The sequence below is a fragment of the Streptomyces sp. NBC_00019 genome, assembly GCF_045041015.1.
Classification (GTDB): domain Bacteria; phylum Actinomycetota; class Actinomycetes; order Streptomycetales; family Streptomycetaceae; genus Streptomyces.
Window position 1 is genome coordinate 5,727,146 of record NZ_CP108302.1, and the last position, 24,229, is coordinate 5,751,374.

Genomic DNA, 24,229 nt, shown 5'->3' on the forward strand with positions numbered 1-24,229 from the left:
GGCAGTCCGTTGTACGAAGGCGTGGTGCAGGACCTCATCGACGAACTGGGCCGGCTGCCCGGCGTCGGTCCCAAGAGCGCCCAGCGGATCGCCTTCCACATCCTGCAGGCGGAACCGACGGACGTGCGGCGGCTCGCGCAGTGCCTGATGGAGGTCAAGGCGAAGGTCCGCTTCTGCGCGATCTGCGGAAACGTGGCACAGGAAGAGCTGTGCAACATCTGCCGCGACACTCGCCGCGACCTCTCGGTCATCTGCGTGGTGGAGGAGCCGAAGGACGTGGTGGCCATCGAACGCACCCGCGAATTCAGAGGCCGCTACCACGTGCTCGGCGGAGCGATCAGCCCCATCGAGGGTGTGGGCCCGGACGACCTGCGTATACGAGAACTTCTCGCGAGGTTGGCCGACGGTACGGTCACGGAGCTGATCCTGGCCACGGACCCGAACCTGGAGGGCGAGGCCACGGCCACGTATCTCGCCCGCATGATCAAGCCCATGGGCCTCAAGGTCACCCGCCTGGCCAGCGGCCTCCCGGTGGGTGGCGACCTGGAATACGCGGACGAGGTGACCCTCGGCCGCGCCTTCGAGGGGAGACGACTCCTAGATGTCTGACGCCACACTGCACGAGACCACGCAGGACCCGGACGACTTCGCGGTCCAGATCGCCGACCAGGTGGAGAGCTTCCTCGTGGCCGTCACCGAGGTGGCCAAGGGCGACGAGCCGGAATCGGCGATCCCCTTCCTCCTCCTGGAGGTCTCCCAACTCCTCCTCGCCGGCGGCCGCCTGGGCGCGCACGAGGACATCGTCCCCGACGAGCGCTACGAGCCCGACACGGGCCCGGACGCCGACGTGGACGAACTCCGCGAGAACCTGGCGAGGCTGCTGGACCCGATCGACGTCTACTCCGAGGTCTTCGACCCCTACGAACCCCGCAAGGCCCCGGTCCCGGCCCGTATCTCCGACGACCTGACCGACGTCATCACCGACCTCCGCCACGGCATGGCCCACTACCGCGCGGGCCGCACCAGCGAGGCCCTGTGGTGGTGGCAGTTCTCCTACTTCTCCAACTGGGGCTCCACCGCCTCCGCCACCCTCCGCGCCCTCCAGTCCATCCTCGCCCACGTCCGCCTCAACCAGCCCCTGGAGGAGCTGGACGGCCTGGACACCGACCAGAGCGTGGGCGACGAGACGCTGGAGCTCGAGGCCGGGAAGGTGATGGCGGAGGAGATCGCGGCGCCGTTGGGGCTGGGGACGGCGAAGTAGCGGGCAGTAGCAGGCGGTAACGGGATATCTCCTTTCGGTGTGGGGTGCGGCGAGTACGCTGCGCCCCACAGCGCGTATACGGGGATTCCCGTACGGGGATGAAGGGGGCGCCCGGTGGCGGACGAGGCGTGGGCGGGGCTGGCCGAGGCGATCGGGGCGATCCGGGCGGAGCTTCAGCAGGCGGCCAGGGATGGCGAGGGGCAGGAGATCCAGTTCCGGACCGGGCCCGTCGAGATCGAGTTCTCCGTGGATGTGCGGAAGGACGGGGAAGCTCGGGCGAAGGTGCTGGTGCTGCCGTTCGGAGCAGAGGCCAAGGCGTCGCGGTCCAAGGGCACGACGAACCGCGTGAAGATCACACTCCAGCCGGTCGATGCCGAGGGCGCGGATCGGCGTATCACGGACGACTCGGGGGAACGCCCCAAGTAACGGGGAGCACGGGGGTGTTGGCCTGTGGATGTGCGGCGGGTCATCGAGGTGTGGAATCCGGTCGGGAAGTGTTCGGGGACCGGCTATCTGGTCGCGGATCGACTGATCCTGACGGCGCTTCACAATGTGCTGGGCTGTGGGGCGTTGGAGGTTCGGCGGCTGGGTTCCGAGGCAGCGGCATGGGTTAAGGCCGAGGTGCTGTGGCCCGGGATCGGGTCCGCGCCCGCGCCTGATCTGGAGCGGGAGCCGCAGGCCGACGCGGCGCTCGTCACGATCACGGACCCGGGATGGCAGTCGCCGTCCGACGGTGAACCCGTCCGGTGGGGCCGGATCGACGGGTCGGTGGTGGGGGAGGAGCGGCTGGGGTGCGTCGCGGTCGGCTTTCCTCGGGCAGAGGTGCGGGACGGCATCCGCGACACCAAGGAGATCCGCGGCCACATCGAGACACTGACCGGGCTCAAGTCCGGCGGGCTGATCTCGGCTTACGTCGACGGGGTAGCCGTTCCCAGCAAGCCGAGCGAGAAGTCGCGGTGGGCGGGGGCGTCGGGGGCGGCGTTGTTCGCGCGGGGGCGGCTCATCGGGGTCGTCACGACTGACCGGCAACGGGACTATGACGCGGATCAGTTGACGGCGGTGTCTGTGGTGTCGCTGGCGGCTCGTCCTGGATTCGCCGTTGCGGTGAAGGCGGCTGGGGCCGAGCTGATCCCGGAGGACGTCATGGCTGCGGACTCTGGACGGCCGCGTACGGCGTATGACATCGATGTACGGCGAGGCGTGAACAACCTGCCGGAACTGCCGTCGCCGATCTTCGTCGGCCGGGCGGAGGCGATGGCAGACCTGGAGCGGGCCCTTGCTGCGGACTCGCAGGCGATCACGCAGACCGTGCACGGCCTGGGCGGGGTCGGGAAGACGACACTGGCCCTGCACTATTCCCACGACCACGTGGGGGCATACCGGTTGGTGTGGTGGATCCGCTCGGATACTCCTGAGTTGATCGAAGCGGGCTTCGCAGCGCTCACGCTCCGCTTGCGGGGTGGAGGGGCGGAGGGTGATCTCACGACCGCCCAGGCCGCCGAGTGGGCTGTCGGGTGGTTGCAGACGCATCCGGGGTGGCTCCTGGTCTTCGACAACGCGGAGAAGGCGGAGTACGTGTATGCCTGGACGGGCCAACTCCGCTCCGCTGGACGCCACTTGATCACCAGCCGGTACAAGAGGGGCTGGGTCTGCGACCCGATCCCGTTGTCCGTGCTGGACGAGGAGGCCTCGCTGGCCCTTCTGTCACGCCTGGGCGGGGCCGACGACGAGGCCGAGGACGATGGCGAGGCCCGCGCGTTGGCGGACGACCTGGGCCATCTTCCCCTCGCTCTGGAACAGGCGGGGGCCTTCATCGCCCAGACCGGGATCACGATCACCGAGTACCGGGACATGCTGCGCAAGCACCCGGACCGCACCACGGACGCGGCACCGGGAGGCTCGGATCCCGCGCGGACGGTGGCCCGGATCTGGCGCATCACTCTGGACGCACTCCAGGAACGGGACCCCCGAGCCGTGGACATCCTGCGGATCGCCGCGTGGTACGCCCCGACGGGCATTCCACGTTCCCTGCTCGCACCGCTCGCTGAGGACGCACTCGACCTCGCACAGCTCCTCGGGCTGTTGGCCGACTACAACATGATCACGCTCGACCGGGCGGGAATCGGCGTACACCGCTTGGTCCAGACGCTGGCGCGCACGCCGTCGGAGTCGGGGGGCGATCCGCATCGCGCTCACGACCGCATCATGGCTGCGCGTGATCGCGCCGTGGAGCTGATGCTCGATGAGCTCCCGGAGGATCCCAAGCGGAATGTCGCGGGCTGGCCCACTTGGAGGACCCTGCTCCCCCATGTCGAGGCGCTTCTTGACGCGGGGGACCCGGAGCAGGACACCGTTGAGATTGTTCTGATTCTCGCGAGAGCGGGGAGTTTCGTCGAAGAGCAAGGGCAGCTGAGCCAGGCCATCGACTTCTACAACCGCTCTCTGGCGGCGGCAATCCGGATGCTCGGTGAGGATCACCCGGGCACGCTGGGCACGCGGAACAACTTGGCTGGCGCGTATGAGTCGGCGGGGGATTTGGGGCGGGCGATCCCGTTGTACGAGCGGACGCTGGCGGACTATGTGCGCGTGTTGGGTGAGGATCACCCGCACACGCTGGTTGCGCGGAACAACTTGGCTGGCGCGTATGAGGCGGCGGGGGATTTGGGGCGGGCGATCCCGTTGTACGAGCGGACGTTGGCGGACTATGTGCGCGTGTTGGGTGAGGATCACCCGCACACGCTGGTTGCGCGGAACAACCTGGCTGGCGCGTATGAGGCGGCGGGGGATTTGGGGCGGGCGATCCCGTTGTACGAGCGGACGTTGGCGGATCGTGTGCGGGTGTTGGGTGAGGATCACCCGAGCACGTTGGGCTCGCGGAACAACCTGGCTTACGCGTATGTGTCGGTGGGGGATTTGGGGCGGGCGATCCCGTTGTACGAGCGCGCATTGGCCGATTGTCTTCGAGCGCTGGGCGAGGACCACCCGATTACAAGGGGTGTCCGCGACAATCTGTCCGCCGCGCGTGCCCGGAAGCCCTGACCTAAAGCCCCACCCCCTCCAACACCGCCCGCAACCTCCCCGTCTCCACAAACGGCGCCGTAACCGTCGGCTCGCTGTACCACCGCAACGGCCACGTGTTCCCGTCCAGCGCCGGAATCCCGATGTACGTGGCTGTGCGTGAGCCTCGCTCGCCGAACCGCTGTACGCCGAGTGGCCATCTGTGCCGGCGTACCTCGCCGGGTGCCAGCAGGAAGTACATCCACCGGAACCCGGTCACCTCGCACACCACGGGCCCCGCGTCCCCGTCGGCGGCCTCGATGAGCTGTGCGGCGGCCAGTTCACCTCGTAGGCCTTCGATCCGTACGGCGTCGAAGTGGACGCCCGCCAGACGGAGTTGGTGGCCCGAAGCGGGGACCCACTCAAGTGGGTCGATTGCGTTCGTCATGGTTACACCGTGCCGTTCGCGAGGCTACGCTCGGTAGTGACACGGGTCGTACACGACGGGGTGTACCAGTCGGGGGTGGGCGCAGTGCCAGGTCAGAACAGCAGCAAGTCCGATGCCCCGGTCGCTTGGCGTTACAGCGGCAACCAGATCAAGCGCTGGCGCACGAAGGCCGGCGTGAGCCGGGACGCGCTGGCCGCCGCCTCCAACTACTCCCCGGACACGATCGCGGCGATGGAGCAGGGCGTACGGATGCCGACGGCGCGTGTGCTCGATGTGGCCGACGAGATGTGCGACGCGGAGGGGATGCTGAGTGCGGGGAAGGAGTTCCTGAACAGGGAGAAATTCCCTACGCGGGCGCAGGACTTCATGGAGCGGGAGAAAGAGGCGATCAGTCTCTGGTGGTACGAGACCGCGTACATCCCTGGGCTGTTGCAGACGGAGGGACATGCGCGTGCGCTCATTGAGAACCACGTCCCGCCTCTGGATGGGGAGACGGTGGAGGAGCGGATCGCGGGCCGTATGGAGCGGCAGGCGATTCTCGCTGAGCGGAAGCCGCCGGTGGCCCTGAGCTTCGTCATCTACGAAGCCGCTCTGCGCACTCCCCAGGTGGACGCGAAGCAACTGCACCATCTGTTGGACGTGTCTCGCCCGCACAACGTCGTCTTGCAGGTGCTGCCCTTCGAGTTGGCCAATGCCGCGGCGCTCATGGGCCCCATGGTGGTGTTGGAGACCCGTGACCACGAGCGGTTTGCCTACACGGAAGGGCAGTTGGGAAGCGAGTTGTCGGCCGACCCGGAGGTTGTCAGCAGGGCGACCGAGCGGCTTAGCATGATCCGCGCACAGGCTCTCAGCCCCGCTGAGTCGGCCCGTTTCATCGACCGGATGGTGGATCGCCATGAGTGAACAGCTGAAGTGGTTCAAGTCCAGCTACAGCGACTCCGAGGGCGGCGCCTGCGTCGAAGTCGCGTTCGCCACCGCAATCCATGTCCGGGACTCCAAGGTCCCCGCGAGCCTCGAACTCTACATCGCCGCTCCCGCCTGGAAGGCGTTCGTTTCCGCAGTTCAGCCCGGAGCTTGAGCCCCGGGCCCCGAGCTCTTCCAATGGGTTTTCTGGGTTTTGGTTTGGTTGAAATCCAACCCAACCAACCAAGCCTGAACGGGAGTTGAGGCGCCGTACCTCGAAAGAGTGACGTTCCGTGATCAGCTTGCGCCGGAAAGTAAATCCGCTCTAGGTTCGCGGCGAACGAGCAAATAATTCGGCCCCGGAACGCGGTGTTGGTAGCACCGGCCGGGGCCTGACCTACGGATCGAACGGAACTCGATCGTGGCTTACGCCCAGCCTAGCCCTGCCCTGCCGTCCCCGTCGCACCCCATGGCCAAAACGGGCTACGGAAAACGCTCCGTGGGTGACGAAGACCCGTACGTCGACCCGGACTTCGCACATCTGAGCCCCCGCGAGCGCGAGATCGCCGTCTTCGTCGACCATCTCGAAGAGGGCCACGCGATGGGCTACAAGGCGATCGCGGCGGAACACCCGATGTACGGCCAGCAAGCGGTCCGCACCTCGATGGGACGCATCACCCTTGCCGGCCACCTGCGCTGGATCAAGGAGCACATCACCGTCGAGGACAACTCGATGCGGTGGGTCACGCGCACGTACTGGTCCCGTACCCCCATGTCGCCGGAGTGGTGGGCGGACTTCACGCGGGACCGGAACGGCAAGGACGTGACCGAGGACCACTTGCCGGGACTGGCTCGGGTCGAGGAAGCCGTAGACGAAGCCGAGGAACAGGCGCCGGAGACCGACGAGCCCGCCGTGGGCGCCGAGCCGCCTGCCGAACAGCCCAGTGAGGCCTACCAGACCCTCGCCGAAGTCCGGGCCGCCGACCCCCGGATGCCGCTCTCCGACATCGAGTGCCGCGACCTCGAATTCCTCGCCGCCGAGTGGCTGTACCGCGGCGCCACGCCCCAGGACATCACCAAGGCCTTGACCGACGGGCTCCCGCCCGCAGTCACCAACCCGGGCGGATTCGCCCGTACCCGATTGGAGAGCAAGATGCCCCCGAAGAAGGCGAAGATCCGGCAGAAGGCCGCCCGCCGCGCCCACGTGACCCGCGTACTCATGGCCTGCGGCATCTGCGACGCCGACGAGCGGACGAAGAAGATCGTCAACGGGCTGTGCGACGAGTGCCTCGCGCAGATCGAGGCGGAAGGGCCGGTGTGGGTGTACCAGGACCCCGTTCCCGACACGTTCCTCCTCGCGCCGCGCAACGGCGCCGCGCGCCCGGGCGCAGACGCGGTCACCGCCCCCGGCCCGCGCGACGCCGACGGCCGCCTGCCGGGAGCCGACGAGGTCATCGACGTCACCGAGCGCGTCGAGGCCATCCGCCGTGCGGCGGGGCTGAGGAGCTGGAGGTGACCGAGCCGATGGAGGCGGGGCGCCTGCTCGCGAACCTCGGCACGGACCTCCTCGCTCGCCTGACCGCCTACGCGGAGGCCGACCGGCGGACCGTCGACGCCGTGATGGCGGACGCGGTGGAGGAGTACCTCGGCACCCATCCGAACCACGAGCAGCTGCGGGCCGCCGGGCTGGCGGCCATGCGGGAGCACGAGGCGGAGTACGGGGCCTTCACCGAGGCAGAGCGTGCGGAGGCCGATGAGTGGATCGACCGGCTCTTCGGCCCTGGCGACGACGGCCAGGGCGACTCTCGGGACAGGGGCGGCGTATGAGCGTGCAGGACGTGCCGGTCAGGGCACCATGGGGTCGAGGAGGCGACGCCATGACCCCCAGCACCGAAAACCGGCCGCAGATGTCCGTCGAGGACTTCGAGGAGCTGGAACGCCATGCCTCGGAGACCGTGCGGCTGGAGTTCATCAACGGAAGGGTCCAGGCCAAGCCAGTGACCGACGGCAACCACGACCAGATCATCGCCTGGTTGCAGAGGCTGTGCATGCAGCACCGTCCCGAGCTCTGGCTCTACGGGGACCGGGGCATGAAGGTCGAGCGCTACCGCAGGGGCAGAGCGCGACCCGACGGCGTCCTCGCGCCGTTCGGATTCCCAGCGGGACACGGAGACTGGTCCGAAGCGGCAGGTGTGCTCATGGCAGTGGAAGTCACGTCGCACGACTCCGACACCCACCAGCGCGACCGAGTCGAGAAGCCCGACGCCCACGCCGCCGCCGGTATCCCCGTCTACCTCCTCATCGACCGCGACGACCGCTCGGTCGTCGTCTTCAACCAGCCGGAGGACGGCCGCTACCGGCACGAGGAGAAACTCCCCTTCGGCGCGCCGGTGAAGCTCCCCGAGCCCGTGAGCATCACCCTCGACACCGAGCCCCTCAAGGAGTTCGCGGACTGAACCCGGGGAGTCACAGCCCCCACAACCCCTTCCCCAGCGCCGTCACCCCGCCCGCCAGGGCCAGCAGCAACACCAGCAGACGGGCTCGCTCCTCCGGTATCCGCCCCGCGAGCCCCCTGCCGATCACCCCACCCGCCGCCATGGCCGCGATCACCGCGACCCACCTCGTCCCGTTCAGCTCCGGCACCCCGTTCGCCGCCACGGAGAACGCGTTGACGACGACGCCGTAGAACATGGCATTCGGCACGAATTCCCGTACCGCCCAGCCCGCGTTGAGGGCGTACAGGGACACCGGCGGACCGCCGACCCCCGCCGCCGAGTTCATGAACCCGCCCGCCGCGCCCGCCACGACCGCACCCTTCGTGCCGCGCAGCGCGGGCACGCGCACGCCCCGCATGACCAGCAGCACGGCGCCGGTGACGAGCCCGCCCATCACCAACAGCAGGACCGGCTCCGGGAGTTGACGGGTCATCCAGGCCCCCGCCGGCACCGTGCACGCCGCTGCCACGCACAACGGCACCATCGCGCGCGGACGTACCCGACGCCAGCCTCCCGCCAGTCCCACGACACAGATGGCCCCGGAGGCACAGTTGGCGAGGACCACCCCCTGGGCGGGCCCGAGCAGCAGGATCAGCGCCGGTACGGCGACCAGGGCGAAGCCCATGCCGGTGAGCCACTGGACGGAGGAGCCGAGCAGCACGATGGCCGCGAGAAGTACGTCGGCTGTCACGGTTCGGCTCCCTCTCCCTGGCCCACCCCAGGTGGAGCCTGCTACACCCCCGCTTCGGGAGAGCACTCCCTAGTGTGGGCCCTCGCGCCACGGGATCGTTGATCTCACCAGGTCACCGCCCCCGTACCGAAGGAATCGCACCCCCATGAAGACCCTCCTCTCCTCCAAGCCCGTCCTCTGGTTCCTCTTCCTCTTCCTCTTCAACGCCGCCGTAGCCGCGGTCGCCCCCTTCGTCGTGGACGGCACGCAGGGCGTGATGACCGCCGTGGGCATGGGCGTTGTCGCGGCCGGTGCGGGGGTGAGCCTTGTCCGGGACAGGGGTGTCGCCGAGTAGTCACCCGCTCACCCTCCGCGAGTTGGATCAGTCCTGGACGTCCCCTGTACGACGCCTGCACGGCCCCTAACCGGTGTCACGCGAGTCTGGAGTCACTTCCTCCACAGGAACCGCAGACAGAGCGGAGGAAGCAACCCCCCTCGCCCGCACTGGAGATGACATGACCCGTCGCCCGATAACCAAGCGTGTAGCCGTCGTCACCGCCGGTGCCCTCGTCGCCGTCGGCACCTTCGCCGCAGGCGTAGGCTTCGCCGGATCGGACAAGCAGAGCGGCAAGAAGCCCACCAAGGCGGAGATCGCCGCCCAGTTCGACGGCTGGAACAAGGCCCTGCGGACCGGCGACGCCGAGACCGTCGCCGACCGGTACGCCAAGGACGCCGTCCTGCTGCCCACCGTCTCCAACAAGGTCCGCAGCGACCACGCCGGCCTCGTCGACTACTTCGAGCACTTCCTGCTGAACAAGCCGGTCGGCAAGAAGATCGAGACGCACATCAACATCCTCGACAACAACTCCGCCCTGGACGCCGGCGTGTACGAGTTCACGCTGACCGACCCGGACACCGGCGCCAAGCGTGTCGTCGAGGCCCGCTACACCTACGAGTACGAGAAGCGGAACGGCGAGTGGAAGATCGTCAACCACCACTCTTCGGCGATGCCCGAAGGCTGATCCGTACCACCAGCCCACCCCCGGGCGCGTCCCCGAGCGTCACCGTCCCGCCGTCGTCGGTCACCAGCTGCTTGACGACGGCGAGGCCGAGCCCGGACCCGGAGCGCCCGGTCAGGCCCTGGCCGCGCCAGAAGCGGTCGAAGGCGCGGGACTTCTCCGGGTCGGACATGCCCGGTCCCTGGTCGAGGACCGACAACAGGGCCTCCTCGCCCCGCGATTCGGCCCGGACGGTGATCGTGCCCCCGTCCGGTGACACCTCCAGGGCATTGGAAAGCACGTTGTCCAGCACCTGGTCCAGATGACCGGGGCTGGCCAGCACAAGCAGCCGGCCGTCGGCGTTACTCCCCCCAAGCGCGATGGTGACTCCGCGCTCGTCGGCGGCCGGCCTCCACACGTCCAGACGTTCCTCGATGATGTCCGCCAACAGCAGCGGCTCCGCGGCCGTGACCTTCGCCTCCGCCCGCGCCAGCACCAGCAGCCCGTTGACCAGACGGCTCATCCGGACCACCTCGGCGGTCGCCTGCTCCACGTCCTCCCGTACGAACTCGTCGTCGACGCCGTCCGCGATGTTGTCCAGCGACAACCGCAACGCCGTGAGAGGGGTACGCAGTTGATGGGAGGCGTCCGCCACGAAGATCCGCTGCGAGGCGACCAGCGTGTCGAGACGTTCCGCACCCTGGTTGAGGGTGCGCGCCAGCGTCTGGGTCTCCGGCGGGCCCGTCACGGGGGAGCGTGCGGTGAGGTCGCCGTCGCTGAACTTGCTGGCCATGGTGTTCAGTTCACGCAGCGGGGCGGTGATCCGGCGGGCGGCGAACGCGCCGATCGCGGCGGCGGCCGCGAGCACGAGCACGGCCAGCGCGGCCCGGAAGCCCCAGATGTTCCACAGCCTGGTGGTCATGCCCGAGGTCGCGTACACGATCCGCACGGCCCCGACGACCGGCCCCTTGCCGGTCCCGCCGTCGGCCGTCGGCTGGTACGCGGGGACGGTGATCACCAGATGCTTGCCCCAGATGAACCTCGAGCCCCAGTCGGTGGTGGGCTCCCCGTCCTCCAGCGCGGTGGTCAGCGCCTTGTTCCGCGCGGGGTCGGGGAGTTCGGGCGCACAGTTCCGGTCGCCGGCCTTCGTGTACAGCTCGACGTCGTCGTGGTAGGCCTCGGCCATCTGGTTCAGCGCGTTGCACGAGGCGGTGTCGCCGGAGCCCAGCAGCTGAGCCATGGTCTGGGCCTCGCGCAGCACCGACGCCTCGGTGTCGCCCCGCAGTTGGTCGGTCAGCGTGAACGCCACCGGCACCGTGAACAGCAGGATCGCGACCGCGACGAGCAGGATGTAACTCCGGATGAGCTGGCGGTTCATGAAGCGTCACTACCGCCGTTGACGATCAGCCGGAAGCCGACCCCCCGCACCGCCTCGATCGTGATCACCCCCGCCAGCTTCCGCCGCAGCGCCGCCACATGGACGTCCAGGGTCTTCGTCGGCCCGAACCAGTTCGCGTCCCAGACCGCTTCCATGATCTGTTCGCGCGACATCAGCGCCCCCGGCTCCTCGGTGAGGAAGGACAGCAGGTCGTACTCCTTGGGGGCCAGCGCGACCTCCGCGCCGTCCAGATGGACCCGGACCGCCTTGCGGTCGATCGTGAGGCGGTCGCCGTAACGGTCGGGACCGGCGGGCTCGGCGGACGGCGTACGCGGCTGGGCGCGCCGCATCACCGCCCTTATCCGCGCGATGACCTCCCGGACGCCGAACGGCTTGGAGACGTAGTCGTCCGCGCCGAGTTCGAGGCCGACCACCCGGTCCGTCTCGTCGCTCCGCGCGCTGATCACGATGATCGGCACGTCCCCGCGCTCGCGCAGCGCCTTGCACACGTCGAGACCGTCGGTGTCGGGCAGCCCGAGATCGAGGAGTACGACGTCGTAGGGCTCCTCGTGCTTCAGCGCCGCCCCGCCCGTGGCGACCCAGGTCACCTCGAAGCCGTAGCGCAGCAGTCCGCGCCGGAGTGACTCGGCGACCGGCTCATCGTCTTCCACCAGCAGTACGCGCACACGGCGAACCCTAATGCTTGAAATTTAAGACGACCGCCCGCCGAGCCACTCGACACGCGGCTACCACATGACCGGCAGCCGCTCCGGGATCCGCTTCATGAACCCCGTCCGCCACACCAGCTGCTCGACCGGCACGGCGAGTGCCGGCCGGGGCATGCGTTCCCAGCCGTGGCGGGGAAGGAGAGTCCTTCGCGTCGCTGGTCCCGGGGGAGCCGAGTGCTCCTGGTGTGGCGACGACGACGTGAAGTTGTCGGGCGGCTACGGAGAGCGTCAACGGGTGACCTGGCCCACTTTGCCGAGTGTTCACCGTGGGGATGGGCAGGGTCGTGCTGGGCGTCCGGGTCTCACCATGTGGTTTCACGAAGGTCGATTTCGGACGCTCGTTAGACTGAGCCGACCGCAGTACATATACGTATGTGCGGATAGTGACTGACTGAGCGAGGAGCGCACGTGGGCCTTGTCGTGCAGAAGTACGGAGGCTCCTCCGTAGCCGATGCCGAGGGCATCAAGCGCGTCGCCAAGCGAATCGTGGAAGCGAAGAAGAACGGCAACCAGGTGGTTGTCGTGGTTTCCGCGATGGGCGACACGACGGACGAGCTGATCGATCTCGCCGAGCAGGTATCCCCGATGCCGGCCGGCCGTGAGTTCGACATGCTGCTGACCGCCGGAGAGCGTATCTCCATGGCCCTGCTGGCCATGGCGATCAAAAACCTGGGCCACGAGGCCCAGAGCTTCACCGGCAGCCAGGCAGGCGTCATCACCGACTCGGTCCACAACAAAGCGCGGATCATCGACGTCACGCCCGGCCGTATCCGGGAGTCCCTGGACCGGGGCAACATCGCCATCGTCGCGGGCTTCCAGGGCGTCAGCCAGGACAAGAAGGACATCACCACGCTGGGCCGCGGCGGCAGCGACACCACGGCCGTGGCGCTGGCCGCCGCCCTCGACGCCGAGGTGTGCGAGATCTACACCGACGTGGACGGTGTGTTCACCGCCGACCCGCGCGTGGTGAAGAAGGCGAAGAAGATCGACTGGATCTCCTTCGAGGACATGCTGGAGCTGGCGTCGTCCGGCTCCAAGGTGCTACTCCACCGCTGTGTGGAGTACGCCCGTCGCTACAACATCCCGATCCATGTCCGGTCCAGCTTCAGCGGACTCCAGGGCACGTGGGTCAGCAGTGAACCGATCAAGCAAGGGGACAAGCCGGTGGAGCAGGCGATCATCTCCGGTGTCGCGCACGACACCTCCGAGGCCAAGGTCACGGTCGTGGGCGTGCCGGACAAGCCGGGCGAGGCCGCCACGATCTTCCGCACGATCTCCGACGCCGAGATCAACATCGACATGATCGTGCAGAACGTGTCCGCCGCCTCCACCGGTCTGACGGACATCTCCTTCACGCTGCCGAAGACCGAGGGCCGCAAGGCCATCGACGCCCTGGAGAAGAACAAGGCCGGCATCGGCTTCGACTCCCTGCGCTACGACGACCAGATCGGCAAGATCTCCCTGGTCGGCGCGGGTATGAAGACCAACCCGGGCGTCACCGCGTCCTTCTTCGAGGCACTCTCCGACGCGGGCGTGAACATCGAGCTGATCTCGACCTCCGAGATCCGTATCTCGGTCATCACGCGCGCCGACGACGTCAACGAGGCCGTCCGCGCCGTGCACACCGCCTTCGGGCTCGACTCCGACAGCGACGAGGCCGTCGTCTACGGGGGCACGGGACGCTGATGGCCGGGACAGGGTCCGTGCGACCGACGCTCGCGGTCGTGGGAGCGACCGGAGCCGTCGGTACGGTCATGCTCCAGATCCTGTCCCAGCACGCGGACATCTGGGGCGAGATCCGTCTGATCGCCTCCCCGCGCTCGGCCGGCCGCAAGCTGGCCGTGCGCGGCGAGGAGGTCGAGGTGGTGGCTCTGACGGAGGAGGCCTTCGAGGGGGTCGACGTCGCCATGTTCGACGTCCCCGACGAGGTCTCCGCGCAGTGGGCGCCGATCGCCGCCGCGCACGGCGCCGTCGTCGTGGACAACTCGGGCGCCTTCCGGATGGACCCGGAGGTGCCCCTCGTCGTCCCCGAGGTCAACGCGCACAGGGCGCGTGTCAGGCCGCGCGGCATCATCGCCAACCCCAACTGCACGACTCTCTCGATGATCGTGGCCCTCGGCGCACTCCACGCCGAGTTCGGGCTGCGTGAGCTGGTGGTGTCCTCGTACCAGGCGGTGAGCGGCGCGGGCCGGGCCGGCGTCGACACCCTGCGCCAGCAGCTCTCGCTGGTCGCCGGCACGGAACTGGGGACCCATCCCGGAGACGTCCGGCGGGCCGTGGGCGACAACACCGGGCCCTTCCCGGAGCCGGTCGCGCTCAACGTCGTCCCGTGGGCCGGGTCGCTGCGCGAGGACGGCTGGTCGTCGGAGGAGATGAAGGTGCGGGACGAGTCCCGCAAGATCCTCGGGCTCCACGAGCTGCCCGTCGCGGTCACCTGTGTACGGGTTCCGGTCGTCACCACGCACTCGCTGACCGTCCACGCCCGCTTCGAGGGCGAGGTCACCGTCGCCAAGGCGCGTGAGATTCTCGCCACTGCGCCGGGCGTCGTGCTGTTCGACAACCCGGCCGCCGGGGAGTTCCCGACCCCCGCCGACGTGGTCGGCACCGACCCCACGTGGGTGGGCCGGGTACGCCGGGCGCTGGACGACCCGACCGCCCTCGAACTGTTTGTTTGCGGCGACAACCTGCGCAAGGGCGCGGCCCTCAACACCGCGCAGATCGCCGAGCTGGTGGCGACCGAGTTCATGTGACGTTTCCCGGAATTCCTTCTGTGAGCCGGAAAAGCACTGGCCTGCGGACAGTCGCTTTGTAGGATCTGTGAGCGACTTGTGGTGCGGACGATGGTCCGGACCACTTGATCCGAGCCGCCTCGGCGTCCGAAAATTTGCCTCCCCGCTCTCCGCAACCGCGCGAAGGGCGGGGAGCGTCTTTGCGAACGCCCTTCAGGGGGTGCGGGGATGCTTCAAGGGGCGTGGGGACGCCCCGAATCATTCAGGACACAGGGGAAGAGCGGGTAGGCATGAGGGCGCTTGACGCACGGTCAGCAGTGCTGCCTGACACAAGACGGAAGGCCGTCTCGTGCGGCATGCGGCCGTCCGACGCAAAAGTGACGCCCGGCACGTACAACCCTTACGGGGGTAGGCGTGTCCAACTGGCGTGGCAGAGGTTCTCGATTTCACAGCGGTCTCGCGCGGTACGGCCCTTCGGCCGCCGCGCCCCACGGCCGTACGACCCCGCAGGGCCGGTACGCCCGGTGGCATGCCGGTGATCGCGCCGATGCCCGCAGCGCGGCCTACCCGCATACCCAGTCAGCGTGACGGTGCCGAGGACGTGGCTGCCGCAGGCACCACCGTCGACCACCTCACCGAGACCTACCGGGCGCACTACCGCTCGTTGCTCGGTCTCGCAGCCCTTCTCCTCGACGACACCGCCTCCTGCGAGGACGTCGTCCAGGAGGCCTTCATCCGCGTCCACTCCGCGCGCAAGCGCGTCCGGGACCCGGAGAAGACGCTCGCGTATCTGCGCCAGACCGTCGTCAATCTCTCCCGCTCGGCCCTGCGCCGCCGCATCCTCGGACTCAAGCTGCTGTCCAAGCCGATGCCGGACATGGCGAGCGCGGAGGAGGGTGCGTACGACCTGCTGGAGCGCGACTCGCTCATCAAGGCGATGAAGGGACTCCAGCGCCGCCAGCGCGAGGTCCTCGTCCTGCGGTACTTCGCGGACATGACCGAGGCGCAGGTCGCCGAGACGCTCGGGATATCCCTGGGCTCGGTGAAGGCGTACGGCTCCCGTGGCATCGCCGCCCTCCGGGTGGCCATGGAGGCACCGGCATGAGCGGCCCAGGAGAGCACGACGGGCGGCGCCATGCGCATGTCCCGCACGAGCCCTACGAGTGGCGCGAGCCGGGCGGCGCGGACGCGCCGCACAAGCCGAAGCAATCAACTGCTGGGAACGGAACTGTGAACCACGGCCTCGACGACCAGAGCCCCTCGGGAGGGCTCGACTCGGACGAGCTGGCATTGCGCCGCATGCTGCAGCACGCGGTCGAGGAGATCGAGCCGCGCGACGGCACGCTCGACCATCTGCGCACCGCGGTACCCGCCCGACGGGCCCGCAAGCGGCAGGCCCTGGTCGGCATGGCGGCCGCCGCGCTCTTCGTCGGCACCGCCGTCCCCGCCCTGCTGCATGTCTCGGGCGCCACCGGCTCCGACGCCGACCCCTTCAACGCCGGCCACTCCTCGCAGACCCAGGGCGGCGCGAGCCAGGGCAAGGGCCCGGACGGCGGTGAGAGCACCTCCGGCGGTTCCTCCAGCAAGGTCGAGGACAAGGACAAGGGCAGCTCGAAGGAAGACGACGAGGACAAGGGCACCGGCACCGGCACCGGGGGCAGCGACAGCTCCGGTCCCTCGGCCACCAGCACGGCGGGCGTCCCCGCGTGCACGGCCACGGACCTCGGTACACCGACCGCCAGCGTCGACCCCGCCGACTCGGCCGGCGCGGTGTACGGCACGTTCACCTTCACCAACGGCTCGACCGCGGCCTGTCTGGTCACCGGTCCGGGCAGCGTGGTCACGGCCACGGCAGGCGCGGCGGACTCCACCAAGGTCGCCCCGCAGCGGCATGTCTCCGGTGACGCGGCGGTCTCCCTGCCCGACCCGTCCCTCGAACTCACCTCCCTGAGCCTGCAGCCCGGCTCCTCCTACATCGTGAGGTTCGCCTGGGTCCCCTTGGAGACCTGCCCCGTGGACAACGGCGACGGCGGCACCACCGGCGGCCCCACCACCACACCCAGCCCCACCGAGAACTCCGGCACCACGGAGGGCACCTCCACGGGCGGCGACACCGGCACCTCCACCCAGCTGATGACGGCGGACGGCACTCAGGACGGCAGCGTGACGATCACCGGCGCGGCCGAGGGCGGCACCCCGTCGACGTCGGCGACGCTGACGAACGCGTGCGCGGGCACGGTGTACTGGACGGGTGTGCTGACGCCGACGGCGTAGAACTGGCAGCGTAGAGCAGGCGGCGTGGAGCCGGTGCGGCAGGAGACCGGTCGGACTCGGCGTCACACCGAAGCGGGCTGATCTCCCGGCTCCGGCTCGGGCAGCAGCCCGAGCTCGGCATCCCGCACGAACTCCACCTCGCGCCGGATCAGCCGGAACCACATGAAGACCACGAACCCGGCGAAGACGAACCACTCGCCGGTGTAGCCGAGGTTCTGGAACGCCTTGAGATTCAGCCCGGTGTCCGGAGCCGCGGCCGCGGGCACCGCCTTCATCCCGGAGTCCCCGGTGTTGAGGGTGACCCAGGCGTCGTACACGTCGTACGACACGAGGTTCACCAAGGAAGCCGCACTGATCGCCGACGTCTGCCCGGCCGGCAGCCCGCCCTGTGCACTGACCCCGTTCTCACCGGGCTGCTCGGACGCCTGCAGGGCCCCCGTGACGGTGACCTCGCCCGAGGGCGCGGCCGGGGCCTTCGCGGCGTCCGCGGTCCCCGGCAGCCATCCCCGCACCACGGGCAGCGCCTTGCCGCCGTCGGTCCGCAGCAACGTCAGCACGTAATAGCCGGGCTTGCCGTCCAGCTCCCGCCCCGGTACCAGCAACTGCTTTCCGTACCGCCCGGTCGCGGTGGCCTGCGCCCCGGACGTCTCCTTGTCCACCGGCAGCAGGCCGGCCAGCGGCCGCGCGGGATCCCCCGCGTCCGTCGCGACCTGCGAGGTCGCCCGGTCGTGATCCGCCATCCGGTCCTCGAACCGGCTCAGCTGCCAGGACCCCATGAACACACAGAAGGGGATGGCGAGCAGCACGAAGACGTTGATCCCCCACCAACGGGGCGTCAGCAGAAACCGGTACACACCTCAACGGTACGGGGCAGTCCGCGAGCACCGGCCCGCGGGGTCAGTACCTCTCGACGAGATGCTCCCGCCCCGCCGGCGGCTCGTACGGCTCCGGCCAGAAGTCGGTCATGGCGGATATCCGGCCGTGCTCGTCCCCGGTGAAGAACGCGATGCCGTACATCTCCTCCAGCCCCACCGTGAAGTGGACCCAGCTGACCACCTGCCCCGGCTCGGCGACGATCCGCTCGATCCGAAGATGCCAGTCACCCGGATACTCCCGGTTGAACCGCACGAACTGTTCTCGGCCGCTGATCCGCTCACGTGTCTGCGGCAGCGTGTACACGACGTCCTCGGCCAGCGTGCCCGCGAACGCGTCCCAGTCCCGGGCCTCGGCGGTGGCCCAGAAGGTCTCGACTGTCTTGCGCAGATCTGTCATGCGGTCGAGTCTGCACCCGGGCACTGACAATGCGGTCCCGCGGTGGAGGTTGTCCACAGGCTGGGGACCTCGGCGGCGCATTGTCGGCGGGGCCAGGCACTATGGGGCCATGACTGAGAGCAACGGGTCCGTCTCGCCCGAGCAGAACGAACCGACGCCGGACTGGGAGAAGCGCTTCCGGGCGCCCCGGGTGTCCCTGCCCGACTGGGCGGAGGACGCACCGGACCGCTCCCTGTTCGTGTCGAACGCGACGGGGACGTACGAGCTGTATGCCTGGGACCGCGCCACGGACGAGCAGCGCCAGGTGACCGACCGGCCGAACGGCACGACGGATGGCGTGCTCTCCCCGGACGGCGCGTGGATCTGGTGGTTCGACGACAAGGACGGCGACGAGTTCGGTGTCTGGCGCCGGCAGCCGTTCGCGGGCGGCGAGGACGACCTCGCGGCACCGGGCCTGGACGCCTCCTACCCGGCGGGCCTCGCCCTCGCCCGGGACGGCCGTACGGCGGTGGTGGGCCGCTCCACCGACGAGGACGGTACGACGATCTACGTCGCCCGCGAGGGCGAGCAGCCGGTGGAGATCTACCGCCACCGCGAGTCCGCGGGCGTCGGGGACCTCTCCCACGACGGCTCGCTGATCGCCCTGGAGCACACCGAGCACGGCGACGCGATGCACTCGGCCCTGCGGGTGGTCCGCCCCGACGGCACGGCGGTCGCCGACCTCGACGACACCAAGGACGGCACACAGGAACTGGGCCTGGAGGTCCTGGGCTTCGCCCCGGTCGACGGCGACCCGCGCCTGCTGATCGGCCACCAGCGCCGGGGCCGCTGGGAGCCCCTGGTGTGGGACGTCTCGACCGGCGAGGAGACCGACCTCGCCCTCGACCTGCCCGGTGACGTGAGCGCCGAGTGGTACCCGGACGGCACCGGTCTGCTCATCGCGCACAGCTTCGAGGCCCGCAGCGAGCTGTTCCGCTACGACCTGGCGACCCGTGAACCGGTGCGGATCCCGACCCCGCCCGGCTCGGTCTCCGGCGCGACCGCCCGCCCCGACGGCAGCGTCGAGTACCTGTGGTCCTCGGCCGCCGAACCGTCGACGGTCCGCTCGACGACGGGCCGGGTCGTCCTGGACCCGCCGGGCCTGAAGTCCCCGGGCTCGGTCCCGGTGGAGGACGTCTGGGTGGAGGGCCCGGGCGGCCGTATCCACGCCCTGGTCCAGAAGCCGCTGGGCGCGACGGGCCCCCTGCCCACGGTCTTCGACATCCACGGCGGCCCGACCTGGCACGACAGCGACGCGTTCGCGGCCGGCCCGGCGGCGTGGGTCGACCACGGGTACGCGGTGGTGCGGGTCAACTACCGCGGCTCGACGGGCTACGGCCGCGCGTGGACGGACGCCCTGAAGTACCGGGTCGGTCTGATCGAGCTGGAGGACATCGCGGCGGTCAGGGAATGGGCCGTGAGCACGGGCCTGGCCGACCCCACCCGGCTGATCCTGACCGGCGGTTCCTGGGGCGGCTACCTTACCCTCCTCGGCCTCGGCACCCAGCCCGACGCCTGGACCCTGGGCATCGCGGCCGTCCCCGTCGCCGACTACGTCACGGCGTACCACGACGAGATGGAAGCCCTCAAGGCCATGGACCGCACCCTCCTGGGCGGCACCCCGGAAGAGGTCCCCGAACGCTTCGAGGCCAGCTCCCCCCTCACCTACGTCGACCAGGTCAAGGCCCCGGTCTACATCTCGGCCGGTGTCAACGACCCCCGCTGCCCCATCCGCCAGATCGACAACTACGTCAAGCGCCTGGAGACCCGCGGCGCGGTCCACGAGGTCTACCGCTACGACGCGGGCCACGGCTCACTGGTAGTCGACGAACGCATCAAACAGGTAACCCTGGAACTGGACTTCGCAACCCGCCACCTGCCCCCGACCCCCTGAACCCCGGACGTATCGCTCCGGCGCCGGGCCGCTCGAGGGGGGGGGGGGGGGGCCGGGCCGGCGCCGAGGGGCACCCGAGACATGCCGCGCCACTCAACGCCGGCCCGTGTCTTTCAGCCCGTCCGGCGTTTGAGGACGAGGCCCCTTAAGGGCCGATGGGGGTCTGGTGGCGCAGCCCCCAGGGACCGGGGTCGAAGGGGCAGCGCCCCTGGGGGATGGGACGGGTAGGGGCGGCGGGGGCGAAACAACCCGCCCCGCACCCCCTACGACCCGGCCCGCTCCCGAGCCCGCCTCCCCAACAACTCCGCCAACCCCCGCCGAGTAGCCGCCAACACCACCCGATCCGCCCCCTTCAGCACATACGTATCGGGCAGATCCCACACCAACCCCGACGGCGACCCGACCTCCTCGTACGCCCCCTCCACAGCAGACTCCTCCCGCCGCCCGGAGTACGCCGTATCCAACGCCAACACCCGCCACGCCCCCGCCCGAAACGCCTCCCCGACCGTCCTCCCCTCCAACTGCGGATGCCCACCCACCTCGACCGCAGCGAACAACAACACCCGCCGCTCCACCGGAATCGCCCCCAGAATCTGCCGCCCCATCATCGCCCCGGCAAACGCGGGCGCAGCCAGATGGGACACACTCCGACTCCGAGTGGAAGCCTGCGGATGAGCCGCCCGCAACGTCCGGTACACCGCGGTCGCGAAGTCGTCGTCGTACAACCGCAGCACCACCCGTAGATCCGGCCGCACGGACCGCGCATACAACGCGGCCTCCAGATTCGTCGTATCCGCACTGGTCACCGCCAACAACGCATGCGCCCGATGCACCTTGGCAGCCTCCAGCACCCCTTCCTGAGTGACATCCCCGAGCACCACGGGCACCCGCAGCCGCCGAGCGGTAGCAAGCCCCCGGGCCTCGGGATCGGACTCCACGCACACCACGGGGATGTTCAGCTCCCGCAACCGCGTCAGCACCCGAGTGCCGATCTTCCCCAGCCCGAGCAGCACCACATGCCCACCCAGCCCCCGCGGCGGCTTGCGCAACGCGGACGCGGTCCGAAAGGTACCCAGCGCCTCGAGCACCGCGGCCAGCAGCACCGGCAGCAACAACAACCCGACCAGCCCGGCGAGAAGTTGCAGGACCTGACGCCCGGTGGACGCGCCGAGCGCGGGGTCGTTGATGGCGAAGAGATCGAGAAGGGTCATGTACGTCGCGTACAGCGGATGCTCCCCGGTCACCACCGTCAGCGCGACGGCGAGTGCGGCCACACACCCCACCAGCCCGGCCAACGACCACCGCAGCCGCCGCGAGAAGAGCGAGGCGAACGGCGGCACGACACTGCGCCCCGGGGACATGGAGGGCGCCGCGTACGACACCTGCTCCAGCACCACGGTCCCGCGCTCACCGGCCGCCCGTACCGCCGCGGCGTCCGGCAGCAGCTCGGGCCCCTGCTCGGCACCGCCCGGATCGGCACCGTCGGGACCCGCGGTGCCGTTACCGCTCGCGGACAGCAGCGCCAGCGTGGCCCGCCCGGAACCACCGCCCCCGGGCGGCAGCTCCACCGCCCGCAGCAACAGCCCGTCCGTCTGCACGACCTTGCTGGTCCCGGCGACGGCACTGGCCACCAGCGCCGGCGCGGCGGTGTCGGCGTCGGACAGGACGGTCGTGGACGCATCGAAACCGGACCCGGAGTCGGACCCGGACCCGGAGTCGGAGCCGTCGCCGGAAGCCAAGGCCGACGCCTGATCGAGGAGTTCCTCGATGTACTGCCCCAACCGCCGGTTGTAGAGCCGCAGGACGAGCCGCAGCCGGGGATTGAGCCGGCGGGCGGTCAGCGCGGCACGGATGTTGGTCTCGTCGTCGTCGTACACGAGCGCCAGCGCGGCGGCCCGCTCCACCCCGGAGTCGGCGAGCACGGCCTCGGTCGCCTCGGCGGCCTCCAGCAGCCGTTCACCACCGGCGGGTTCAACCACCCCCGCCCGGCCACCGGCGGCACTCACCATCCGGTCCAGCAACGCCGCCGAAGCCGCCCGCGCCCGCCCCACCACCGGCGGCCGCACACTCCGCTCGGACGCGGGCACGACGAGCGTGACCTGCTCCCCGTACACCCCCCGCAACTCGGCTGCCAGCCGATGCGCGAGCCCGTCGTCGCCGCAGACCACCATGTGCGTGGCGGCGGCACCCTGTTGACCTTGATTCGGAACGCTGCCCACGAGGGGAAAGAGTGCCTTACCGGGACGGGGGGTTCCAGGAGGGGGCCGGTCAGCGGCGCTGGTTCTCGCGGTCCGTAAGGTTCCCGCCATGATCCGGCGCCGAGTTGAGCAATGGCGCCAGAATGCCCGTATGGGAGGAAAGGCACCGCACACCGAGCCCGGAGGTACCGCGCCCGTGGCCCTCACCAAAGCCGCGCCGAACCGGCCCGACGCCACCCCGAGCCCACCCGACGCCACGCCCGGCGAACCGAAGGCCCCGCAGCCGGAGGACCAGGCCCGCCACCTCAACTCCCCCCTCCTGCTCACCATGCTCCTGCTCCTGGTGCTGCTCATGCAGGGCCCGATCCGCGGGCTGCTCGCCGCCCCGGTGATGCAGAGCTGGATGACGGTGTTCGTGGCCGTGGTCGTCCAGGCGCTCCCCTTCCTCGTGCTCGGTGTGATGCTGTCGGCGGCGATCGCGGTGTTCGTACCGGCGTCGTTCTTCGCCCGCGCGCTCCCGAAACGCCCCGGCCTGGCGGTCCCGGTCGCGGGCGTGGCGGGCGCGGTGCTGCCCGGCTGCGAGTGCGCGTCCGTCCCGGTGGCCGGAGCCCTGGTCCGCCGGGGCGTCGCTCCCGCCGCGGCCATCGCCTTCCTTCTCTCCGCCCCTGCGATCAACCCGATCGTGCTGACGGCGACGGCGGTCGCGTTCCCGAACAACCCCGAGATGGTCCTGGCCCGTTTCGTCGCCAGCCTGTTCGTGGCGTGCGCGATGGGCTGGCTGTGGCTGCGCCTCGGCCGTACCGACTGGCTGCGGCCGCCGGCCCGTGCGTCGTACGACGGTCAAGGCAGGGGAGCGGCGTTCTGGGGGTCGGTCCGGCACGACGTGATGCACGCCGGCGGCTTCCTGGTCGTCGGCGCGATGGCGGCGGCGACGCTGAAGGCGGTCGTACCGGAGGAGTGGCTGCGTGCGGCGGCGGGCAACCCGTTCGTCTCCGTGCTCGCCCTCGCCGTACTGGCCGTCCTGCTGTCGATCTGCTCGGAGGCGGATGCGTTCGTCGCCGCGTCCCTGTCCCAGTTCTCGCTCACCGCACGACTCGCGTTCCTGGTGGTCGGCCCGATGATCGACCTGAAGCTGTTCGCGATGCAGGCCGGCACCTTCGGCCGCGGCTTCGCGCTGCGCTTCGCGCCCGCCACCTTCGTCCTCGCCGTCCTGGTGTCGGTGCTGACCGGGGCGGTGCTGCTGTGAACCGGCACGCGCAGTCGGCGGTCATGTTCCTGCTCGGCGCGACCCTGCTGCACGCGGGCAGCACCGACCTGTACCTCCGCTACGTCAAGGCGGGCCTGCGCCCGCTGCTGTTGCTCTCCGGCGCGGTCCTGATCGCGGCGGCGGTGGCCACGCTCTGGTACGAGCGGCGCGGCAACCACGCGGAACATCACCACGAGCCCCGGGTCTCCTGGCTCCTGGCCCTCCCCGTCCTCGCCCTCGTCCTGGTCGCCCCACCGGCCCTCGGCTCGTACAGCGCGATGCGCACGGGTACGGCCCTGCAGCAGGCGTACGGCTATGAGGACCTGCCCGCCGAGGGGCCGCTCCGCCTCGGCGTGGCCGACTATGCGGGCCGCGCGGTCTACGACCACGGGCGATCCCTGAAAAACCGCGAGCTCAAGGTCACCGGCTTCGTCGCCCTGGACCGAGCGGGCCACCCCTATCTCGTCCGCATGGCCCTCAACTGCTGCGCCGCCGACGCCCAGCCGGTGAAGGTCGCCCTCACCGGCACGATCCCGCCGGTCCTGCGCCCGGACGCCTGGCTGGAGGTCACCGGCACCTACACGCCCCAGCGGACCAAGGACCCGGTGAACAACGGCCCGATCCCGTATCTGAAGGTCACCTCGTCGCGGCCGGTGACGGCGCCCACGGACCCGTACGACGAGACCTGGAACAAGTGAC

At 69.8% G+C, this 24,229-nt stretch carries 25 protein-coding genes; 18 read left to right on the forward strand and 7 right to left on the reverse strand.

Annotated features, from left to right (window positions below):
• The first annotated feature begins 9 nt into the window (after nucleotides 1–9).
• From recR to fxsT, 4 genes are all read left to right on the forward strand, one after another.
• Nucleotides 10–609, forward strand: coding sequence for a recombination mediator RecR (gene recR / locus OHU89_RS27050; RefSeq protein WP_046260259.1), 600 nt, complete (start codon nucleotides 10–12; stop codon nucleotides 607–609).
• Complete coding sequence (locus OHU89_RS27055) at nucleotides 602–1,261, forward strand: DUF5063 domain-containing protein (RefSeq protein ID WP_266889502.1); 660 nt, start codon at nucleotides 602–604, stop codon at nucleotides 1,259–1,261. Before recR ends, OHU89_RS27055 begins: the two co-directional genes overlap by 8 nt.
• Before the next feature lie 114 nt (nucleotides 1,262–1,375).
• On the forward strand, nucleotides 1,376–1,687 hold the full coding sequence (locus OHU89_RS27060) for a trypco2 family protein (RefSeq protein ID WP_405646544.1): 312 nt from the start codon (nucleotides 1,376–1,378) through the stop codon (nucleotides 1,685–1,687).
• 24 nt (nucleotides 1,688–1,711) lie between these two features.
• On the forward strand, nucleotides 1,712–4,300 hold the full coding sequence (gene fxsT / locus OHU89_RS27065) for an FxSxx-COOH system tetratricopeptide repeat protein (protein WP_405646547.1): 2,589 nt from the start codon (nucleotides 1,712–1,714) through the stop codon (nucleotides 4,298–4,300).
• Between the two features lies 1 nt (nucleotide 4,301).
• On the opposite strand, the gene OHU89_RS27070 is transcribed toward fxsT, so the two are convergent.
• Nucleotides 4,302–4,706 (reverse strand): hypothetical protein, encoded by a 405-nt coding sequence (locus OHU89_RS27070; protein ID WP_405646548.1) that lies wholly within the window; start codon nucleotides 4,704–4,706, stop codon nucleotides 4,302–4,304.
• Nucleotides 4,707–4,790: 84 nt separating this feature from the next.
• Here OHU89_RS27070 and OHU89_RS27075 point away from each other — a divergent pair, with 84 nt between their 5' ends.
• The 5 genes from OHU89_RS27075 to OHU89_RS27095 all read left to right on the forward strand — a co-directional run bounded on the left by OHU89_RS27075 (nucleotide 4,791) and on the right by OHU89_RS27095 (nucleotide 8,065).
• Nucleotides 4,791–5,609: a helix-turn-helix domain-containing protein gene (locus OHU89_RS27075; protein WP_405646551.1), complete on the forward strand. Its 819-nt coding sequence runs from the start codon at nucleotides 4,791–4,793 to the stop codon at nucleotides 5,607–5,609.
• Nucleotides 5,602–5,784, forward strand: a complete 183-nt coding sequence (locus tag OHU89_RS27080) for a DUF397 domain-containing protein (protein WP_405646554.1) — start codon at nucleotides 5,602–5,604, stop codon at nucleotides 5,782–5,784. The genes OHU89_RS27075 and OHU89_RS27080 overlap by 8 nt, the downstream gene beginning before the upstream one ends.
• 294 nt (nucleotides 5,785–6,078) lie before the next feature.
• Complete coding sequence (locus OHU89_RS27085) at nucleotides 6,079–7,125, forward strand: hypothetical protein (RefSeq protein ID WP_405646556.1); 1,047 nt, start codon at nucleotides 6,079–6,081, stop codon at nucleotides 7,123–7,125.
• Nucleotides 7,122–7,436, forward strand: a complete 315-nt coding sequence (locus OHU89_RS27090; protein ID WP_405646558.1) for a hypothetical protein — start codon at nucleotides 7,122–7,124, stop codon at nucleotides 7,434–7,436. Before OHU89_RS27085 ends, OHU89_RS27090 begins: the two co-directional genes overlap by 4 nt.
• A 50-nt stretch (nucleotides 7,437–7,486) precedes the next feature.
• Nucleotides 7,487–8,065: a Uma2 family endonuclease gene (locus OHU89_RS27095; RefSeq protein WP_405646560.1), complete on the forward strand. Its 579-nt coding sequence runs from the start codon at nucleotides 7,487–7,489 to the stop codon at nucleotides 8,063–8,065.
• Nucleotides 8,066–8,075: 10 nt separating this feature from the next.
• Here OHU89_RS27095 and OHU89_RS27100 read toward each other — a convergent pair whose 3' ends face one another.
• Nucleotides 8,076–8,795, reverse strand: coding sequence for a TSUP family transporter (locus OHU89_RS27100; protein ID WP_405646563.1), 720 nt, complete (start codon nucleotides 8,793–8,795; stop codon nucleotides 8,076–8,078).
• Between the two features lie 145 nt (nucleotides 8,796–8,940).
• Between OHU89_RS27100 and OHU89_RS27105 the strand changes: the two genes are divergently transcribed.
• Complete coding sequence (locus OHU89_RS27105) at nucleotides 8,941–9,129, forward strand: hypothetical protein (protein ID WP_405646565.1); 189 nt, start codon at nucleotides 8,941–8,943, stop codon at nucleotides 9,127–9,129.
• A gap of 160 nt (nucleotides 9,130–9,289) precedes the next feature.
• On the forward strand, nucleotides 9,290–9,796 hold the full coding sequence (locus tag OHU89_RS27110) for an SgcJ/EcaC family oxidoreductase (protein ID WP_405646566.1): 507 nt from the start codon (nucleotides 9,290–9,292) through the stop codon (nucleotides 9,794–9,796).
• On the opposite strand, the gene OHU89_RS27115 is transcribed toward OHU89_RS27110, so the two are convergent.
• Both OHU89_RS27115 and OHU89_RS27120 read right to left on the reverse strand, forming a co-directional pair.
• Nucleotides 9,762–11,150, reverse strand: a complete 1,389-nt coding sequence (locus OHU89_RS27115; protein ID WP_405646568.1) for a sensor histidine kinase — start codon at nucleotides 11,148–11,150, stop codon at nucleotides 9,762–9,764. The two genes, OHU89_RS27110 and OHU89_RS27115, sit on opposite strands and share 35 nt — an antisense overlap.
• Entirely contained in the window at nucleotides 11,147–11,836 is a 690-nt protein-coding gene (locus OHU89_RS27120; protein WP_405646570.1) for a response regulator transcription factor, read from the reverse strand. Before OHU89_RS27120 ends, OHU89_RS27115 begins: the two co-directional genes overlap by 4 nt.
• 450 nt (nucleotides 11,837–12,286) lie before the next feature.
• Between OHU89_RS27120 and OHU89_RS27125 the strand changes: the two genes are divergently transcribed.
• The 4 genes from OHU89_RS27125 to OHU89_RS27140 all read left to right on the forward strand — a co-directional run bounded on the left by OHU89_RS27125 (nucleotide 12,287) and on the right by OHU89_RS27140 (nucleotide 16,881).
• Entirely contained in the window at nucleotides 12,287–13,564 is a 1,278-nt protein-coding gene (locus OHU89_RS27125; protein WP_266824190.1) for an aspartate kinase, read from the forward strand.
• A complete protein-coding gene (locus OHU89_RS27130) occupies nucleotides 13,564–14,628 on the forward strand; it encodes an aspartate-semialdehyde dehydrogenase (protein WP_405646572.1) in 1,065 nt (354 codons plus the stop codon). The genes OHU89_RS27125 and OHU89_RS27130 overlap by 1 nt, the downstream gene beginning before the upstream one ends.
• A 406-nt stretch (nucleotides 14,629–15,034) precedes the next feature.
• The gene (locus OHU89_RS27135; RefSeq protein ID WP_095046635.1) at nucleotides 15,035–15,712 is read left to right on the forward strand and encodes a SigE family RNA polymerase sigma factor; all 678 of its coding nucleotides are present in this window, start codon (nucleotides 15,035–15,037) and stop codon (nucleotides 15,710–15,712) included.
• Nucleotides 15,709–16,881, forward strand: coding sequence for a hypothetical protein (locus OHU89_RS27140; protein ID WP_405646575.1), 1,173 nt, complete (start codon nucleotides 15,709–15,711; stop codon nucleotides 16,879–16,881). Before OHU89_RS27135 ends, OHU89_RS27140 begins: the two co-directional genes overlap by 4 nt.
• 62 nt (nucleotides 16,882–16,943) lie before the next feature.
• Here the strand turns inward: OHU89_RS27140 and OHU89_RS27145 are convergent, their stop codons facing one another.
• Together OHU89_RS27145 and OHU89_RS27150 are read right to left on the reverse strand one after the other, a co-directional pair.
• Nucleotides 16,944–17,735 (reverse strand): SURF1 family protein, encoded by a 792-nt coding sequence (locus tag OHU89_RS27145; RefSeq protein ID WP_405646577.1) that lies wholly within the window; start codon nucleotides 17,733–17,735, stop codon nucleotides 16,944–16,946.
• Between the two features lie 43 nt (nucleotides 17,736–17,778).
• A complete protein-coding gene (locus tag OHU89_RS27150) occupies nucleotides 17,779–18,153 on the reverse strand; it encodes a nuclear transport factor 2 family protein (protein ID WP_405646579.1) in 375 nt (124 codons plus the stop codon).
• A 109-nt stretch (nucleotides 18,154–18,262) separates the two neighbouring features.
• On the opposite strand from OHU89_RS27150, the gene OHU89_RS27155 reads away from it, so the two are divergent.
• Nucleotides 18,263–20,086 carry a S9 family peptidase gene (locus tag OHU89_RS27155; RefSeq protein WP_405646581.1) on the forward strand — a complete coding sequence of 608 codons (1,824 nt, stop codon included), beginning with the start codon at nucleotides 18,263–18,265 and terminating at the stop codon, nucleotides 20,084–20,086.
• 263 nt (nucleotides 20,087–20,349) lie between these two features.
• Here OHU89_RS27155 and OHU89_RS27160 read toward each other — a convergent pair whose 3' ends face one another.
• Nucleotides 20,350–22,257, reverse strand: a complete 1,908-nt coding sequence (locus tag OHU89_RS27160; protein WP_405654668.1) for an NAD-binding protein — start codon at nucleotides 22,255–22,257, stop codon at nucleotides 20,350–20,352.
• A gap of 178 nt (nucleotides 22,258–22,435) precedes the next feature.
• Between OHU89_RS27160 and OHU89_RS27165 the strand changes: the two genes are divergently transcribed.
• The gene (locus tag OHU89_RS27165; protein ID WP_405646582.1) at nucleotides 22,436–23,530 is read left to right on the forward strand and encodes a permease; all 1,095 of its coding nucleotides are present in this window, start codon (nucleotides 22,436–22,438) and stop codon (nucleotides 23,528–23,530) included.
• Nucleotides 23,527–24,228, forward strand: a complete 702-nt coding sequence (locus tag OHU89_RS27170; protein WP_405646584.1) for a TIGR03943 family putative permease subunit — start codon at nucleotides 23,527–23,529, stop codon at nucleotides 24,226–24,228. The genes OHU89_RS27165 and OHU89_RS27170 overlap by 4 nt, the downstream gene beginning before the upstream one ends.
• The last annotated feature ends 1 nt before the right edge of the window (nucleotide 24,229 follow it).